Origin of the sequence: Calothrix sp. PCC 6303, from assembly GCF_000317435.1 — a bacterium.
In the GTDB taxonomy this organism is placed as follows: Bacteria; Cyanobacteriota; Cyanobacteriia; order Cyanobacteriales; family Nostocaceae; genus PCC-6303.
Genome location: NC_019751.1, coordinates 5,776,057 through 5,794,501, shown reverse-complemented (window position 1 = coordinate 5,794,501; position 18,445 = coordinate 5,776,057). Strand labels below are relative to the sequence as shown.

Here is an 18,445-nt window from a genome sequence, read left to right as displayed (position 1 = left end):
TTTGAGATAATTTATTTTGTGGAGTGCTCTTATTGAGTCCTCATCAAAGATAGTATTTGGTACATTTATCATAAAACCCTGGTGAGATGTCAGATGTGACTCAATTTTAAATAAGACGATCAAACCCAGGACTGAGGGAATTATGAATTTCGACAAGAATACCACTGTTGAGGTACGTGAGCTAGGTATTGATGACATTGCCCCAATTTATCACTTGGGTGAAGAATTATTTACCAATGAGCTTTACCCATATTTGTATCGTACTTGGGATGAGTGGGAAGTAATTGGACTATACAATACAGATCCAGAGTATTGTTTAATTGCTGAAATTGATGGAGAACTAGCAGGTTTTACACTAGGCACAATTATTACAAAATCTGCATTGACATATGGTTATATTTTGTGGTTGGGAGTTAGTCCCAAATTTCAAAGACGGGGTGTTGCCGATAAGTTAGTTGATCAAGCGATCGCACGAATGATCGATGATGGTGCTAGGTTCATGCTAGTAGATACTGATCCGGCAAATGTCCCAGCGATAAAATTCTTTAACCGCAAGGGTTTTGGCAATACCCGCGAACATGTTTTCCTCTCGATGAATCTCAGCCAACACGAATATTACGGTAGAATCATTGAATATGAGGATCAAAAAGCTGAACGTGCTGGATATAGTCGTTTCACATCTAGCCAACGTACTAGACGCAGTTTACCGACTATTCGCACTGGAAAAGCTGATGCGATACCCAATGAAGCTGTTTTAAATCCCCTTATTAATGAGTTAGAGGAAGGAAAATAGAAAATTCTGTCCCTTCACCAACCATCGAATGATAACTCAACTTACCATTGTGAGTTTCTTCAACAATTTGCCTTGCTATCGCTAATCCCAATCCTGTACCTTTGCCGACTGATTTAGTCGTAAATAAATGGTCAAATATGTGCTGTTTGACTTCTTCACTTATGCCCTTACCGTTATCACCAATAGTAATTTTTACTTGGTTATTTTCGACTGAAGTTTTAACTATAATTCTGTTGTTTTTTTTCTTGATTTCTGTAAAACTATGTCCAATATTTGATTCTTCTAAGGCATCAATTGCATTCGCTAAAATGTTCATAAATACCTGATTTAATTGTCCAGGAAAACACTCAATTTTTGGTAAATTTTCATATTCAGTTATAACTTCAATTGCTGGACGTTCTTCGTTACCTTTGAGGCGATGCTTGAGAATTAAAATTGTACTATTAATACCTTCATGTATGTTGAATGGCACTTTATAATCTTGATCAGCGCGGGAGAAAGTACGGAGACTTGTACTGATATTTTGTAATCTGTCGCAAGCCATTAGCATTGCATCAAGGATTTTAGGCAAATCTTCCAAGTTATAATCTAAATCAATTTTTTCGCTATGTTTAATAATTGCTTTACTAGGATTAGGTAAACTTTCTTGATATAGTTTCAAGTGTTCAAAAATATCATCAATAGTGGGTTTAGTTTGTTCAAGACTAGCACCAATAAAGCCTAAAGGATTATTCATTTCATGAGCTACCCCAGCGACTAAGTTACCCAGTGCAGACATTTTTTCACTTTGAACGATTTGTAATTGTGCTTGCTGTAAATTTTGTAATGCTTGCTCAAGTTCTTGAGACTTTTCTATCGCCAATAGTTCTGCTATTTTGCGTTTGCTGATATCCATTAATAAACCATCCCAAAGAATATGACCATCTTTGGTACATTCAGGACGAGATGCAGACTGAATCCAGACAATTTTTCCTGAGTTTAAAATACAACGTCCCTGCCAATATTTTGGGGTTAAATTTCGTGCAGATTCTTCAACAATTTTAAAAAAATCTATTAGATCTTCTGGATGTATTAAAGATAAAAGTCTTTGAGAGTCAGAGATAATTTCTTGTTGGGTTAACTCAAACATATCCCAGCAACCGGGACTAATGTAGGGAAATGAGATTTTACCATCAATAGATAATTGGAACTGATAAATTACACCAGGTACATTACTTGCTAAACTTTTATAGCGATTTTCGCTGAGTTGTAAGTTACTGAAAAGTTGAGAATTTGCTAGAGAAATTGCTGCTTGGGAACAGAGAATATTTAAAATTGAAATGCGATCATTTGTAAATACTCCTTGGGTAAGATGATTTTCGAGATAGAGAATCCCTACCAAATTATTTTGATTTAAAATCGGCATACATAAAACACTTTTTGGCTGATGTTGCAACATATAAGCAGAAATCACGCCAGAAATCTGAGTTTGGCAATTATCAATAACAACAGTTTCTTTTGTATTTTTTACATATTGAATCAATTGAATCGGTATTTCCTGGCATTTATCGAGGCTTTCTTGCTGAAAAGTAGTTGTTAGGGAATCTTTACCATCGATGACATAGGTAATAACCCGAAGTTGCCATTCATGATGATTTGGTAAGATTAGTGCAGATTTTTTTGCCCCAGTATTGACAAGAATAATTTGGCTGAGACTGCCAAGTAATTCATCTATTTCAATACTACTAGAGATACTTTGCGCTGCCTTGAGAATTGACTTAAAATCCAGATAGTCACTAATCCTGTTATGATTTTTGGTATCAAATTGAGTAAGTTGACAATTTGTTTGATCCAGTAAATTTTCAATCGATTCTAAAGAGTTAAAATTTTGTTGTTGATTATTTAAGATTGGTTTGAGCAGTTGAGGATAGTGTTGTTGTAAATCCTCAACTTTGGCTTTTGCTCCCCAACGAGCGTAGCAGTAGTATGCTTCCTGCATATATACTTGAGCAATTTTTTCTTTACCACATTGCAAATAAAATTTTGCTGCTAGTTCGTTAGCAAGTGCTTCTTCTTGGAGGAAATTATTTTCTTTTGCCCCAGCAATTGCACGATCATAAAAATCATTTGCTTGTTGCCTTTCGCCTAATAAAGCTAGATATTCCGCTTTAACTAAATTATACTTATGTTGAATATTTTCTGGGCTATGTTTAACCCAAATTGCCATACGTCGCTGGTTACTGTTAACTTGCTTGAGTAATTGCTTCTGGGTTTTCGTGTCGCAACTAGGATAAGCTGCAAGTCGAATCAGTGAATCCATGAAAACCACAAACATAATCGACAAATCTGAGCCTAATCCCTTCCAGCATGGCAAGGAAAGATTATGATTTATTAGTGCTCGTTGATAGTCACCAAACCAATAGGAAAAATGAGCTTTGTAGCCATAAATAGCGCAAAGACTAGTTAAATTATTACCAATTTTCCACTGATTAATCCATTCAGCTTCTAATCCTTCATCTTGAATCAAGTAACTATTTTTTAGAGGTAGAACAACTAATCCTAAAACTAACTCTTTTAACAAACTCGTTAATTGAATAATTGCTTCTTCTTTAAATTTAGTAATAACTGGTTGATAAATTGTCAGCTTGTGAATTAAATCTTCAAGAGGTATTCCAGCATAAAAAGCACTGAGTACTTCACTAAAGTAGCTGCTGACAACATAACGTAAATCCCCTACTTCCAAAGCTATTTGTGCAGCAATTTGATTCATCCTCACTGCCTCTTGTAGAGGACGTTTCCAAGGTAGAGTTAAGTTGGCATAAAAATATATTGTCTTGCCATGAATTTCTCGTCCAATTCCCTCAGCAGATAGCTTTCGTGCAACTTCACCAAACTCATAACCCATTGCCAAATTATTCGCGGTACATAATACCATTCCATAGGCAGCAAATAATACTCCTGCTAAGGGTGAACGTCCAGATTTTACAGATAGACGGACACACCAGCAAGCTAAAAGTGCAATAAATCTTTGTTCAACAAAAAAAGCTGGAAAAATCAGCAAATTCATGATTCGTAAAGCAGCCATTTGACTATAATCAGTCAATTCAGGTAAATCTAGAAACCACTGAGGCTGTCTTTTTCTTAAACAGATTAAAGTTTGTAAAAATTGAAAGATAACATCCTGATCTTGTGGTTTTGTAGGTAGTTTTACACCTAATTGTCGTAACACTGTTAGTCCAATTTCTAGACTCTGCCAAAATTCTTTTTGAGCAACATAAGTCTGAATCAAGACCTCATAAGCTTTGATTTTATCTAATAATGTCTTAGCTTCTTTCAAAATAATTTGGACACCAGGTACTACTTCTACAAATTGACCTACTAAAAATGCAGATTCAACAGACAGATGATTTAATGCCAGCATCAAATCATATTCTTCTTGCCAACCCCGACTAGATAATAACTCAATGCCAGTCTTTGCATATTCTGAAGTTGCTGAATATGCTGTTGAGTTACGCGCTTTTTGAGATGCGAGAAGATTCATTTGAGCAAGCTGCTTTTTTTCAGCATTATCCTGTATAAGTTCCCTGCCTAAATTCATTTGTCCAACAATCTCAAAAATATAATTTTCTCGTTCTTTTTCAGAAGTAAACTTTAATAGTAATTGTCCAATTAGTAGATGAGTACTTTGCTTTTTCTCTTGCGGAATTAGTGAATAAGCAGCTTGTTGAACACGGTCATGAATAAATTTATAATTTAGTTTAGAATCATGAAATTGTAATTGCAAATCATCTGATTCTTGCTCTACATAAAACTTATAAACTTCACTTGTAGGTAAAATCAAGCCCTCTTGTAAAGATTTCCACAGTTTTGTTGCAGTTTCTGTTTCTAATTCTTGAGAAATAATTGCTAATGTTTTTAAATTAAATTGATTACCAATACAAGATGCTAGTTTAACGATTTCTAGAGTTTCTGATGGCATTTTCTGCAATTGAAGTGCCATAAATTCTACAACATCATCTGTTAGGGCAGCTTCTTGGATTTTAATAAGATCACATTGCCAATAAGCAGCTTCAAAATTAAAATATATTAAACTATCCCTATGCAAACACTGGAGAAATTGAGTAGCAAAAAATGGATTTCCTTGTGTTTTTTGATACACTAGTTTTCCTAAAGGTTTCGCTAAATCGAAAGAACATCTGAGAGTATCTGCAATCAAGTTATTCAAATTTATCTGATCTAATGGTTGTAAATTAATCGTATTAATATTTTTTCCTGATTTTTGGACTTCATCCAATGTCAACATTAAAGGATGTGCCGAAAAAACTTCATTATCTCGATATGCACCAATTAGTAATAAATAACCACTATTTATTTCACTCATTAGCAGATGAATCAGTGAAAGTGAAGATGCATCAGCCCATTGCAAATCATCTATAAATATCACTAATGGATGTTCTTGAGTTGCAAAAATCTGAATAAATTTCTGAAATAATAAATTAAATCTATTTTGTGCAGCAGTTCCTGATAATTCTGTGACTGCTGGTTGTGAACCAATAATTTTTTCTAATTCTGGAATAACTTCAATAATGACTTGTGCATTCTCACCTAAAACTGAAATAATTTTATCTTTCCACTGAATTAATTTTGTGTCACTTTGTGTTAATAGTTGCCCAATTAAATCTTGTAAAGCTTGGACAAAAGCAGAAAAAGGAATATTTCGATTAAATTGGTCAAATTTACCTTTAATAAAATAACCAAACTTTTTAACTATGGGCTTATTTACTTCATTAATTACAGCAGTTTTACCAATACCAGAGAAACCAGTTACAAGTATTAACTCACTACTACTTGATATCTGGTTATTTCCTAACTCCACTCCAGCAACCCGATTAAATGCTTTTAATAATTGTTCAATTTCCCATTCTCGACCATATAATTTTTCGGGAATAATAAAGCGATCGCAAATATCTCTTTTTGCAATTTCAAAATATTGAATGTTGCCAGTTTCTTGAAGTTGATAGCAACAATTTTCTAAATCAAATTTCAAACCTAGGATATTTTGATAGCGATTTTCGGCATTTTTTGCCATCAATTTCATAACTATATCAACTAATACTTGGGGAATATCTTTTCCTCTATCTTCTAAAAAAGTTGGCTGCTTTGCAATATGAGAATGTACCAACTCCATGGGATCACTTGATGAAAATGGTAATGTACCTGTCAATAATTCGTAAAATGTTACTCCCAAACAATAAAAATCGCTACGATAATCTATTCCTCGGTTCATTCTTCCTGTTTGTTCTGGAGAAATGTAAGCAAGTGTTCCCTCCAGTACATTAGGATTTTTAATTTCTTGAGTTTCTCTGGGTAGTAAAGATGCAATACTGAAGTCAATTAATTTAACTTGTTTTGTATCTGGATTAATTAAAATATTGCTGGGTTTAATATCTTTATGAATAATTCTATAGCGGGAAAGAAAATCTAAGGCATCGCACAAAGAAATTGCTATTTTTAAAAACTCTTGAAGAGAAGGGTTATATTGCTTCTGTGATGAGGTGAAATATTCTTTGAGGGAAATCCCTCCAAAGTCTTCCATCACCAATATATAGCCATTTTGGTAAGCTTTCAGGCTATAGGTTTGGATAATTAGAGGTGAGTTAAGGTTTTTGGCAATGGTATACTGATTGCGAAACTGCACCAGTTCACCAAAGCTAGGATAGGGATTTTTGAGTAGTTTAATCACCACTGGTAGGGAGTCAGTTTCTCGATATCCTCGATAAACCAAGGTTCTAGAACCGTTATAAAGTTCTTCGATAATTTGATATTCGGAGATATTAACTGGAGTACTAAGCATACCGCTAAATCCGTAAGGCTTTCAGATTTAGTGTTCCCAGATATACTTAAATTGTTTCCATAAATACTTTATTTACAGAAGATAAGGTTATAGCACTTCTCGTTTGGATGAAATGCGAATCAGAAACACAAATCAGGGCAAACAACCCTTCGGGTGCGTCAGTTTGCCCCTACAGCATCTTAGACCACAAATTGCATTTAACTCAACTGAGAACTTTCAGTGTGAAATATTGGCATTGTAAATAATCCCCAAGCTAAACCAGTAATTAATCCAAAGGGAATAACGATGTAATTATTAAAATTCCACCAACCTAATACTTGTATTGCTAACTCGAAAGGATATGCCATCATTAGTACTGCGGCTATTGCGACACCATTCCAACCATATTGGTTTAACCAGTAAAATCCTTTTCCTTTGGTAACTGCGTAGAGAATGCGGGTTATTAATAGTCCTGTAACTGTACCATAACAACGCATACATACAGCCATAATAAAAGGTGGTGCTAACATAACACCCATATCCGGTTGGGGGCAAACGTGATTGCCCATAAAATAGATAATATCTGCGATAATTGGTAGCACTGGGAAGCTTGATGCAGCTAGAAAAGGGGCAATCAAGGGACCAAATACCATCCCTGTAAGGAGGAAATCTGTAATGAGGCTAACCCAGCGTATTTTGCCTATTGATTTTTTCTTGAGGGTTGTGGAAATAACTCCTTGCATATGTATTTTGGTTTCCTTTGTATATTTTGTAGAATCAGGATTCTGATATATTCTTACAAATATTTTACATTTCTTAATGTCATATTTTCTGGAATTATTTTTGTAGTTCCCTTAAATTATCATTAACTTGTTGAGCAAGTGTCGGATTTTTTTGTTCTTGGAAAAGCTGTGCTGCCTTTTGGAAGTCGGCAATTGCAGATGGTTTGTCACCTAATGCTATGTAAGCATTGCCTCGATTGTTGTAAGCTGCGGCAAAATTTGGGTTAATTAGTATAGCTTGATTGTAATCTGCGATCGCGCCATTGCGATCACCCTGAGCCGCTCGTGCATTGCCTCGGTTGTTGTGTGCGATCGCGTATTTGGGATTGAGTGCGATCGCTTGGCTATAATCGTTGATGGCACCGTTTCTGTCTCCTTGTGCTGCGCGGGTATTTCCACGATTATTATATGCTTCGGCGTAATTAGGGTTGGCGGTGATGGCTAGATTATAATCGCTAATGGCGGCATTCCCGTTACCTTGGGCGGCGTAAACATTGCCTCGATTGTTGTATGCTTGGAAATTATTGGGGTCTAATTTCAAGGCTTGGTTGTAATCTGCGATCGCTGCTGACTTATTACCCATATCTAGGTGGACTAATCCTCTCTCGTTATAAACAGCGGGATAATTGGGGTTGAGGGTAATAGCCCGATTATAAGCTGCTAAAGCCCCAGGCAAATCACCTTGACTTTGCAGTTGTTGTCCTCGAAGATAAAAATCTCTGGCAGTACTAGGATTAGTTGAGGAAGTTGTAGGGGGAGTGACACCGATTTCTGTAATCAATACATCATTATTTTGACTGCAAGATCCGATTGTTATAGCGATACATCCAGCAATTAGCAGCTTTCTTAAAATCTTATTTCTCACGTTCATTTTTTGCTTGAATAACCGCAAACTCATAAATAAATTTTAACCATAGTTAACTGATTATCTGTTCGTCAAGTGACTAAGGCAATAAATCAGAAGATAGAGAAAAAAGAATCATGAACTTGAAGCTAATGGTGTTTTATTCATAACGCTTCATTACTTCCCCGTAAATTGATACATACGGTAAGTACGTAATCTTTTCCGTAACTAATTATTCCCTAAATATGGAGAAATAATTTTATCTTTTGAATGAATATAAATTTTATAGCGATTGGTTTCAGATTTTATGAGAATTATGTAAAATTTTCTATATTCTCGAAGCTGCAATATCTGAAGCTTGTCTACTTTGATAACTGTAGTTTTCTAAAAAAACTAGAGATTCTTTCCTTATGTCGCAATGACATATTTGAATCGTAAAAAACTCCGTATTTCATGATGAATGAGGTTTAATTTACAATATCTAAACCTCGTCTATTTTGAGAACCGTAGTTTGTAACTCAAGGTTGTGAGACTGCTTCATACTCAGGGCTTAATTCCCCTACCTCTACAGGCAGAATGTTTTGTGTCGGGCTTAAATCCTCATTAAAAAACATACTCATTACTCATTAATCATTACTTATTTTTTAATCGTCGGTTTCCGAATTTTGAAATTTGATTTGCCAAATAGTTTTAGTTTCTGTCTCGTACTCTAGTTTTTCTAAATCATTACCCAAGTCTTTTTGGATCTTCTGAGTTAAAGTTACTGAAAAATCAAAATCAACACCTTGAGTTTCTGCGAAATTCATCAAATCTCTAAATCCGGCTTTTAAAGTTGTACGCTCATAACTTTTCAACTTTAAATTCTCGGTTTCCAATATATCTTGAGCTTGCATTGCTTTTTTTAATCTTTCCTGAAGATGCTCGCATTCAGAATTAATTATCTTAGCTTGTTTTTCAAATTCTAGATATCTGTTGGACAAATATGTAATATTTTCCACTTCAGGATTTGGATTTAACTCATCTTGTAAATCTAATAAAGCTTGGTATACTTGCGCTAAATAAATACAGTCTAAATAAGCATAGTCTATTTGTTCATCTGTTAATGGTCTTTGTGCCCAATCACTTGTTTGTTGGAGTTTATCAATATCGGTAAAATTACAAAGTTCTTGAGCAAGGGTTTTTAATTGGTAATTATCAACAGGTAATAAGTAAAAAGGAATTTCTTTAGCCATTTCTAAAGTGCAGGTCACGTTCTCTGCTTTTTTGCCACCTAGAAATTTTAAATCGTATTTAGCATTGTGAAATATCTTTTCAATTTCCGGGTTACACATAACTGCACTGACAAATTTATCAACTAATTCTGGTTGTTCTAAAACATCAAAAATATAAATATCTTCACCTGTCATATCTTCAGGATTACTCAAAATCTGAATCAATGACAACCGTGGTTTTTTAGTTTTAAAATCGGCAACCTCAGTGTCAATCCAAAGAGTTTTATATTGGCAGAATTTTGTGATTAGTTCACGAATTTCTCTAGAGGAATTGAGATATGACATTTTAAGTAGATTTTCTTATAGCCGTAAGATACTAACATAATGCCATATTCGGCTTGCTCATTTATCAAAATATTAGGGCTATATGATAATCCTTACGGGCAAGCTACGCTAATATAAAAAAACATAAACTCGTAGAGACGTAGCATTGCTACGTCTCTACAACCCTGGTTTTGAGCAATGATTTAGGATTACTATATTAAAAAGCTATATATTCCGGCTCATCTTCAGAGATATCATGAGGAGTAGTTGAGGTACCTGGAAAAGATTTGAATTTCTCAGTTAAATCAGCTATCCAACTTGTATCTATTTGTGGAAAATAATTAGAACCATTAGGTTCACCTATTGCAATTCCTCCAGAAACCTGTTCAAACTCCGCATCTGTGAGTTCTTTAATGATAGTTTCTAGGGATTCATCCAAATGACGATTATATTTCATGATTAACCTCTGTAAAATAGAAAAAAATACTACTTGAATTAGAGCCATCAATATCGAGTGAAAATGCTAAATTTGAGGAATTATATTGAGATTGAAGGCAAAATTGTAATTTCAGCTTGATATTAACAATCGCAACAACTAGCGATATCTTCCTATAGGGGTATATTCTTGAGTTTATGCAGCAAAAAATACAAAATAATTCTCATGTTTTTCCACATTTACCATAGCTTTGTGACATCTTCACAAAAAGCAATATCTGAGGAATATTTTTTTAACCTGCTGTAAAGCCCTTTGTCAATAGTTTACTTTTCTGTCAAAAAGCAGACATTTTTTGAGAATCCAGATAGAATCGGGCTTGCATGTGTGTTGATAGCATCTAAACGCTGGTATTTTTTATGGCTTCCTTGATTCGTTTTCTGATGTGTCCCCCTGACCATTATGATGTAGATTATGTGATTAACCCGTGGATGGAAGGTAACATCCACAAATCATCACGCGATCGCGCTGTGGAACAATGGCAGGGACTGTATCAAATTCTTAAGGAGAAAGCTACAGTTGACTTGGTGACACCACAAAAAGGTGTTCCTGATTTGGTTTTTACTGCTAACGCTGGTTTGGTATTGGGCGACAATGTGGTACTCAGTCGCTTTTTACACAAGGAGCGACAAGGTGAGGAACCATATTTTAAAGAATGGTTTGAAGAACATGGTTATAATGTCTATGAATTGCCTAAGGATCTACCCTTTGAAGGTGCGGGTGATGCGCTGTTAGATCGGGAAGGACGCTGGTTATGGGCTGGATATGGTTTCCGTTCAGAGTTGGATTCCCATCCCTATTTAGCTAAGTGGTTAGATATTGAAGTGTTATCGCTGCGCCTGATAGATGATCGATTCTATCACCTTGATACCTGTTTTTGCCCGTTATTAAATGGTTATTTACTTTATTACCCTGGTGCTTTTGATTCCTACTCCAACCGCTTAATTGAAATGCGGGTTGCACCAGAAAAACGAATTGCGATCGCAGAAGCTGATGCAGTAAACTTTGCTTGTAATGCCGTCAATATTGAGCATATTGTCGTCATGAATAAAGCTTCGGAAGATTTGAAATCAAAATTAGTTACTGCTGGTTTCCAAGTGCTGGAAACACCGTTAACTGAGTTTCTCAAAGCTGGAGGTGCTGCCAAATGCTTGACATTACGTGTAACTGAACCCGTACAGGAAGATGTCCACGCAAGTTCCCCTGTAGAAAGTCGGGTTATTAGTCTCAAAGGACACCTTCTCGATTCCGGCTTAATTAACCGTGCTTTAGATTTAATTATCGATAACGGTGGTAGCTTCCAAGTATTAAATTTTAACTTGGGTGAACAGCGTCAAAGTACATCTACGGCTGAAGTCAAGGTTACAGCCCCATCCCACGAAGTGATGGAGAGTATTATTTCTCACCTAATTGATTTAGGTGCTGTGGATTTACCTCAAGATGAACGGGATGCTAAATTAGAACCTGTACCGATGAATGGGGTTGCCCCTGATGACTTTTATGTCACCACCATCTATCCCACCGAAGTCAGAATTAAAGGTGAATGGATCAGATTACAAAATCAACGCATGGATGGGGCAATAGCAATTCGAGAAACTCCCCAGGGAATTGTGGCACAATGTAAAATTTTGCGAGATTTGGAAGTTGGTGAAAGTGTGGTGGTGGATGTTTTAGGGATTCGCACCATTCGGAAACCAGAATTGCGGGAAAAACGCAATGCTGAGGAATTCAGCTTTATGTCAGCGGGTGTTTCTAGTGAACGTCGCGTTGAATTAATCGTGGAACAGGTAGCTTGGGAACTACGTAAAATTAAGGAGAGTGGCGGTAAAGTAGTTGTCACTGCTGGACCAGTGGTGATTCACACAGGTGGTGGTGAACACCTATCGAGATTGATTCGAGAAGGTTATGTTCAATCCCTTTTGGGCGGGAATGCGATCGCAGTCCACGATATGGAACAATCTATGTTGGGGACATCCCTAGGTGTGGATATGAAGCGAGGTATTTCTGTACGGGGAGGACATCGCCATCACCTCAAGGTAATTAATATTATTCGTCGCTACGGTAGCATTGAGAAAGCCGTAGAAGCTGGCATCATCAAAAGTGGTGTGATGTACGAATGTGTAAAGAATAATGTACCTTTTGTGTTAGCTGGTTCAATTCGTGATGATGGACCTTTACCTGATACCCAAATGGACTTAGTGAAAGCTCAAGTCGCCTATGCCAAACAAATCGAGGGTGCAGAGATGATTCTGATGTTATCCTCAATGTTACATTCAATTGGCGTGGGAAACATGACACCATCCGGGGTGAAAATGGTTTGCGTAGACATTAACCCCGCAGTCGTGACAAAATTAAGCGATCGCGGTTCCATTGAATCGGTAGGTGTAGTGACAGATGTGGGATTGTTCCTGAGTTTGTTAACGCAGCAATTGGATAAATTAACTAGTCCTTATGTGGGAAAAGCTCATAGCTAGTTAATTTTATTCAGGAACTTACGCAAGAAATATGCATTTAAGGAATGCGTCTTAAATAAAATGCAAGTTTTTATTTTGTGGAACAGGTATCCTGCCTGTACAAATTAGATTAACGGGCAAGACTTCGGCGTGAGCGCTCAGTCGAACGCTGCCCATTCCACAAAATATGTATATTATTTAATTGCTAATCCTAAGTACCTGATATTAATCGGTTTGGTCATCAGCGGGAACGACTTACGTCGCGCAAGCTTCCCATAGCGACTCTAAAGGAGTCTCGCGCTTTTGATCAAACTAGGTGATCAGAAAATCAGTTAATTGATTTGTTGGCATTTTTGCCGTTTTAATAAAATGCCTAATCCCAGAACCAAGGGTAAAGCCGTAAGAGAAGAACTTTCTGGAATTGTGGCAGATTGTCGTAGATCCCCCTTTTTAAGGGGGACTTTGATAGGCGTTTGTCCCCTTATGTGTAGCCTTACATTAGATTGGTATGAGCTTAGATAATGCTCACTGATTTCAACTGCACATCTTTCAAAGTTGCTAGTAAATCACCACCTGCGCTAATTAAAGTATCATTACCAGTGATAGTCACCGATAAAACACTATTCGCAGCAAGGGTGCTACCGCGACTAATTTGATCATTTGCACCGTAACCGATGATGGTTGCAGAACCTGTACCAGCATCTAAAATGAACTTGTCAGCACCGCTACCTGTGTAGACAGTATCATTACCGGTACCAGAAGAAATCACATTATTTCCACCGTTAGCATAAATTACATCATTTCCTGCACCAGTGTAGATTACATCACCCTGGGAACCACCGTAAATCAAGTTATTCCCGGAACTAGTGGTAATTTTATTAATTCCCTCGTTGCCATAAATTACGTTATTTCCCTTCCCGAAGAAAAACACATCATCGCTAGAACCACCATAAGCGATGTTATTACCATTACCAGCAATGAAGATATTTTTACCTTCGTTACCATAGATGGTGTTATTTCCTTCCCCAGCGTCAAAGAGTTCATCTAGGTTACTACCGTAAAGGACATCATCACCTTTGGTACCCAGTATTTCGATTTTTGGGAGATTTTGTCCAGCAATACCAACACGGGGATCTACCTTCAATGGTTTATCCAAACCGAGAATCAGAATCTCGTTATTATCGATTGCAGGGGGACGACCCAAAGAAAAGGGATAATTGTTGTCATTAGCTACCAAAATCGTGTTTTCATCGATAACTAAGACATCTTCGATGGTTACGAAAGGAAACTCGAAAGTAGTGCTGCCATCTTGATTCAGGTCGTTTGGATCTTGGATATTGAGTAAATTAGCAATTTCCTCTTTAGCAACAAACCCATTGGCATCCTTTTGAGAAAAGTCCACTTTAAAGATTTTCTTGAATTTGGCTGCATCCCCCTGATTATTATCCCGCTCAATCACCAAATATTCATTGGCATTGATAACAGCGAAATCCCCAATTGCATTGGTGGAACTTTCCATTTGGTAATAACCAACTAAACCTTGATACTGTTTGGTAGCAATATCAAAATCATAGATTCTCAGGGAACCTGGTGCATCTCCCACAACTGTACCTTCTAGGAGGGGGTACAACTTAGTTTTATCGGGACTAATTGCCATTCCTTCAAAACCCCTAGAACCTCCCAAATTGGAGACAGGAGGTTTACCAGCATAAAGATCGCGGATGGTATCACCGAGACCAGGGAAATCAGTAAAGAAACCATCTACACCCAACTCAATAAACTGCTTGTATTCGTTAACTGGATTACCCTTGTACTCAGAAGCCAAAAATACAGGTTCGCTTCTGAGAGTATAAAGATGTACAAGCAATCCGGCGCTGTGAGCATCCTGAATTAAAGTAGTTGGTGCTAACAACTTACCATCACTACCCGCAGGGACAATTAAGCGTTTGTTGGGACCAATGCCTGCTGCATACTTGGCAATATCTGTAAGTTCAGCTGGTTTTGTGAGGTCGCCGTAGGTACGGGGGTCATTTTTCACCCTAAAATCGTAAGGGCGATCGCTTGCGCCACCAAATAGCTGCACCAAGGGCAAATCTACTTTTGCCTGGGGCATAATCACATCATTCAGTTCCTGGAGATTACTGATTTCAAATGACTGAATAAATACTCGTTTGGGGTCAGTAAAGTTTTGGGCAACCAGGGTATCAATAAGTTTTTGTCCCAAGCTGACGTTAATTGGTGTCCCATCAATGTACTTTCCTTCAGTAGCAAAGTATGTTGGATGCTTAGTTTCTGGATAAATCCCAATTTTACGTCCAGTTTCCTTCTCAACTTGTTGAACTAAATCAATGATTTCATCCAAAGTAGGAACTTGCAGTTTATCGTTATTAAAGCGAGTTCCTCGCAAAGCTGGTAAACGTTCAATCGCATTGAGGGTTTTGAGCTCTGCTAAGGTAAAATCTTCAGCAAACCAACCTTTAACACTGCGTCCATCAATGACTTTGGTGGTGAGACGGTTGGCAAACTCCGGACGTTCATAGACATCTGTACTGGTATCAGTATTATTCAAACTTCCATCAGCATTGAGAATTGCCAAAGCATTCTCATGACGTGCCACCAAAATACCATCTTTAGTGACAACTAGGTCGGGTTCAATGAAGTCTGCACCGGATGCGATCGCTAGTTTGTACGCAGCTAAGGTATGCTCAGGTCTATCACCGCTTGCACCCCTATGTCCAATTACAATTGGGGGATTTTTATCCAGGGTTTTAAATTCATTGCTTTTCAGCACATCCGCATTCTGGGGAGAACGTACAAATGGGGATACAATCTGATCTCGTACCAAATCCCCTGTTCCCGGAAAGTCGGTAAAGTACCCATCAACACCCAAATTAATAAACTGTTGATATTCTAATTCTGGATTCCCGTTATAATCTTTTGCTAAATAGCGCCCCTCATTACGGAAGGTGTAGGGATGCACCTGTAATCCAGCTTTGTGTGCATCGTTAACTAAGGATGTGGGTGGTAAGGTGGTTTTATCAGCATCATTCACCACACCATCTTTATTCACATCATCAGCAATTCCATCATTATTACTATCCACACCCTTCACAGACACAATCATCCGCTTCCAGGGACCAATTCCATCTGCATAGCTAGCGATTTCCTGCAATCCTTCCCGGGTTCGTAAGTCTGCATAGGTGCGGGAATCACCATTCACGACAAAATCGTAAGGTTGAACCTCAATTAAAGAACCATCCAACCGTACATCCGCAGCATCGAATAACTGTACCAAAGGAATATCAATCCCAGCTTTGGGCATGATTTCGCTATGCAGTTCCTTGAGATTACTGGTTTCAAAAGACTGAATAAATACCCGCTTAGGATCAGTGAAATTATTTTTCACCAAGGTATCAACTAACTTCTCTTCCAACGATAAACCCAAGGAATCATGGTAAGTTGGATGCTTTGTTTCTGGATAAATCCCAATTTTCTTCCCAGTTAAAGCTTCTTCCTGCTTCACCAAATTGATGATTTCATCCAAAGTCGGAATTTCCAACACCCCATTAAAAGCTTGGGTACGGAAATCTTGGGGCATTTTAGCGCGGATGGTTTTCAATTCTGCCAAAGTAAAGTCAGAAACAAAAAAACCTTCCTCAGCTACACCATCAACTATCTTTGTAGTCTTGCGGTTAGCAAACTCTGGACGGTCGGCAACATCGGTAGTATTAATAATATTAGGTTCGTGACGCGCTACCAAAATCCCATCTTTAGTAGCAACTAAATCTGGTTCGATAAAATCAGCACCCCTATCGATAGCTAATTTGTACGCAGCTAAAGTATGTTCTGGTAACTCCCCACTTGCACCACGATGTCCAATTACCAAAGGTGCTTCGCCATTAAGTGTGTTTAATTTAACAATATTTGGGGTTGGAATGGGAGCTTCTAATAACTTTCCAGTAGTATCAAAATGTAGTAGATAGGGTCCAAACTCATCCCCAATCCAAATGGTATTATCTTTGGCAATATTGAACGATTCAATATCAAAATCAGCACCAGTTAGTAAACGTTCGCTAGTTCCTTCATTCGTAATTTTAAACGTAGCTTTTTTATCAGGATCAGCTAACTGAATAAAGTTACCAACTTGAACAGTCCCATCACCATTTTCGATACCGCGAAAACTAGGATTAACTTTGTAAATTCGTAAGAGAAAATCAGAACTATTAGTTTTAGCCCCAAACCCATTATCCGCCATGAACCAAAATTCATTTTCATTTGCAAATTGCACCCCGCTAAAACCCTGTACAGGTTGTCCAGGAAATAAACCTGTGCGACCATTAGCAGAAATACCTTTACCAGATTGGGGACCTGCTGCAAATGTATCCGCTGGAAGTGTTGCAAAACCTTTGAGAGTGACGTTTGCCATAGTTTTGTTTGTGGTAGGTAGTGCGGGTAAGTTTTTACTGAAATTGTCAAATTACGACTTGTAAAATCTTGGATTACAAGTCATTTTTTTAGATGTATTCAGGTTTTCTCCTATTGGCTAATCATCTAAATAATAGAGCTATGTTTTCTATTATTTTGAATACCAATTTCGGCAATCTAATTTTTGTCTAGAGCCTTTGCGTCATCAATATATAAGGATATGACAGGTTATTTACGTAGGCTAAATCAAGTTTTGACAACCTTGATACAAGGGTGGCACGTAGAGTTTAAGGAAAAAGTAATGTAAGGTTAAAATGATGGAAATTTAACCATTAAATATCAGAGATTCTTTATTGTAATATTTGCTAGATATAATTATCAATATTATGATTTTACAGGAGTAACAAGTAATAAGTTATGAATAATAAGTTATGAATAATAAGTTATGAATAATAAGTAATAAGTGATGAGTTATGAATAATAAGTTATGAATAATAAGTAATAAGTGATGAGTGTGTTTTGTAACGAGGATTTTACAAGGCAGGTTTGCGGGGTCATCGGACTCCGCAAACCTGCCAACCCTGACACATAACAGCGCAAACTTAACGGGGGCTGTGCGTCCGTTAAAGTTTGTAAGAAGCGCAAACTTAACGGGGGCTTTGTTTCCACTTAGCTTTGTGAGAAAGCTGTGTGTTGAGAGAGAGGAATCAAACCTCCAGTTAAAACAATAATGCGATCGCATCTTCAAACAAATGGGTAAAACAACTTGCAGAAGTCCGTCAAGATTTTGATTTACTTCTCACTCATTTACAAAAACAAACATCGAATACATAACTTAAAAAGATAAATAATTTGTAGTTAAATTAGCGAAATATCCGTATGATACTGAGACTTTATCAATTAATAACCCAATATATTTCAATATGTTAATTTTTTGATAACAGTTGTGTCAGTGTGTGCGTTATAACCGGACTATTTGATTTTGATTGTGTATGCTAAAAAAAATGAGTTCACAATCAAAATGGAGGTGAAAGTGACTCCCAAGGTTATGCGTCAGCTTTGGTCTATAGTGGAAAACACTCAAACTGTAACCCTGTTACAGATGGACGATGCTAGCTTAGTTCAATGTTTGGTAAAGGAGATGAACAGACAAGTCACTCTTGATGGTAAGGATAGGGATTTTTTAAATGATTATGTCTCTTCTCGACTAAATCTAATCCGTGATATGGCTCAAGAACGGCTTTTTAGTTAAGTATATTGGTGTGGTAATAATGATAATTTCAGGGAGAATACAGAAGACAAAAGGGA

At 37.1% G+C, this 18,445-nt stretch carries 9 protein-coding genes; 3 read left to right on the top strand and 6 right to left on the bottom strand.

From position 1 onward, the window contains the following. Positions 1 to 142: 142 nt before the first annotated feature. Entirely contained in the window at positions 143 to 793 is a 651-nt protein-coding gene (locus CAL6303_RS23465; protein ID WP_015200321.1) for a GNAT family N-acetyltransferase, read from the top strand. On the opposite strand, the gene CAL6303_RS23460 is transcribed toward CAL6303_RS23465, so the two are convergent. From CAL6303_RS23460 to CAL6303_RS23440, 5 genes are all read right to left on the bottom strand, one after another. After that, positions 768 to 6,626, bottom strand: coding sequence for an ATP-binding sensor histidine kinase (locus tag CAL6303_RS23460; RefSeq protein ID WP_015200320.1), 5,859 nt, complete (start codon positions 6,624 to 6,626; stop codon positions 768 to 770). The genes CAL6303_RS23465 and CAL6303_RS23460 overlap by 26 nt on opposite strands. Positions 6,627 to 6,823: 197 nt before the next feature. Then, positions 6,824 to 7,348 (bottom strand): DUF2085 domain-containing protein, encoded by a 525-nt coding sequence (locus tag CAL6303_RS23455; RefSeq protein ID WP_015200319.1) that lies wholly within the window; start codon positions 7,346 to 7,348, stop codon positions 6,824 to 6,826. A 94-nt stretch (positions 7,349 to 7,442) separates the two neighbouring features. Then, positions 7,443 to 8,285, bottom strand: a complete 843-nt coding sequence (locus CAL6303_RS23450; protein ID WP_015200318.1) for a tetratricopeptide repeat protein — start codon at positions 8,283 to 8,285, stop codon at positions 7,443 to 7,445. Positions 8,286 to 8,875: 590 nt separating this feature from the next. Beyond that, positions 8,876 to 9,787: a 3'-5' exonuclease gene (locus CAL6303_RS23445; RefSeq protein WP_015200316.1), complete on the bottom strand. Its 912-nt coding sequence runs from the start codon at positions 9,785 to 9,787 to the stop codon at positions 8,876 to 8,878. Between the two features lie 196 nt (positions 9,788 to 9,983). Further along, positions 9,984 to 10,223, bottom strand: coding sequence for a hypothetical protein (locus CAL6303_RS23440; RefSeq protein WP_015200315.1), 240 nt, complete (start codon positions 10,221 to 10,223; stop codon positions 9,984 to 9,986). Between the two features lie 395 nt (positions 10,224 to 10,618). Between CAL6303_RS23440 and CAL6303_RS23435 the strand changes: the two genes are divergently transcribed. Continuing rightward, complete coding sequence (locus CAL6303_RS23435) at positions 10,619 to 12,733, top strand: TIGR00300 family protein (protein WP_015200314.1); 2,115 nt, start codon at positions 10,619 to 10,621, stop codon at positions 12,731 to 12,733. Positions 12,734 to 13,226: 493 nt separating this feature from the next. Here the strand turns inward: CAL6303_RS23435 and CAL6303_RS23430 are convergent, their stop codons facing one another. Next, positions 13,227 to 17,138 carry a glycerophosphodiester phosphodiesterase family protein gene (locus CAL6303_RS23430; RefSeq protein ID WP_015200313.1) on the bottom strand — a complete coding sequence of 1,304 codons (3,912 nt, stop codon included), beginning with the start codon at positions 17,136 to 17,138 and terminating at the stop codon, positions 13,227 to 13,229. A gap of 1,032 nt (positions 17,139 to 18,170) precedes the next feature. On the opposite strand from CAL6303_RS23430, the gene CAL6303_RS23425 reads away from it, so the two are divergent. Continuing rightward, complete coding sequence (locus CAL6303_RS23425; protein ID WP_041740880.1) at positions 18,171 to 18,389, top strand: hypothetical protein; 219 nt, start codon at positions 18,171 to 18,173, stop codon at positions 18,387 to 18,389. The last annotated feature ends 56 nt before the right edge of the window (positions 18,390 to 18,445 follow it).

Bases quoted from the DNA above. Each gene is read 5' to 3' on its own strand.
- CAL6303_RS23465 (WP_015200321.1), top strand. From the start codon at position 143: ATGAATTTCGACAAGAATACCACTGTTGAGGTACGTGAGCTAGGTATT.
- CAL6303_RS23430 (WP_015200313.1), bottom strand. From the start codon at position 17,138: ATGGCAAACGTCACTCTCAAAGGTTTTGCAACACTTCCAGCGGATACA.
- CAL6303_RS23460 (WP_015200320.1), bottom strand. From the start codon at position 6,626: ATGCTTAGTACTCCAGTTAATATCTCCGAATATCAAATTATCGAAGAA.
- CAL6303_RS23435 (WP_015200314.1), top strand. From the start codon at position 10,619: ATGGCTTCCTTGATTCGTTTTCTGATGTGTCCCCCTGACCATTATGAT.
- CAL6303_RS23440 (WP_015200315.1), bottom strand. From the start codon at position 10,223: ATGAAATATAATCGTCATTTGGATGAATCCCTAGAAACTATCATTAAA.
- CAL6303_RS23455 (WP_015200319.1), bottom strand. From the start codon at position 7,348: ATGCAAGGAGTTATTTCCACAACCCTCAAGAAAAAATCAATAGGCAAA.
- CAL6303_RS23450 (WP_015200318.1), bottom strand. From the start codon at position 8,285: ATGAGTTTGCGGTTATTCAAGCAAAAAATGAACGTGAGAAATAAGATT.
- CAL6303_RS23445 (WP_015200316.1), bottom strand. From the start codon at position 9,787: ATGTCATATCTCAATTCCTCTAGAGAAATTCGTGAACTAATCACAAAA.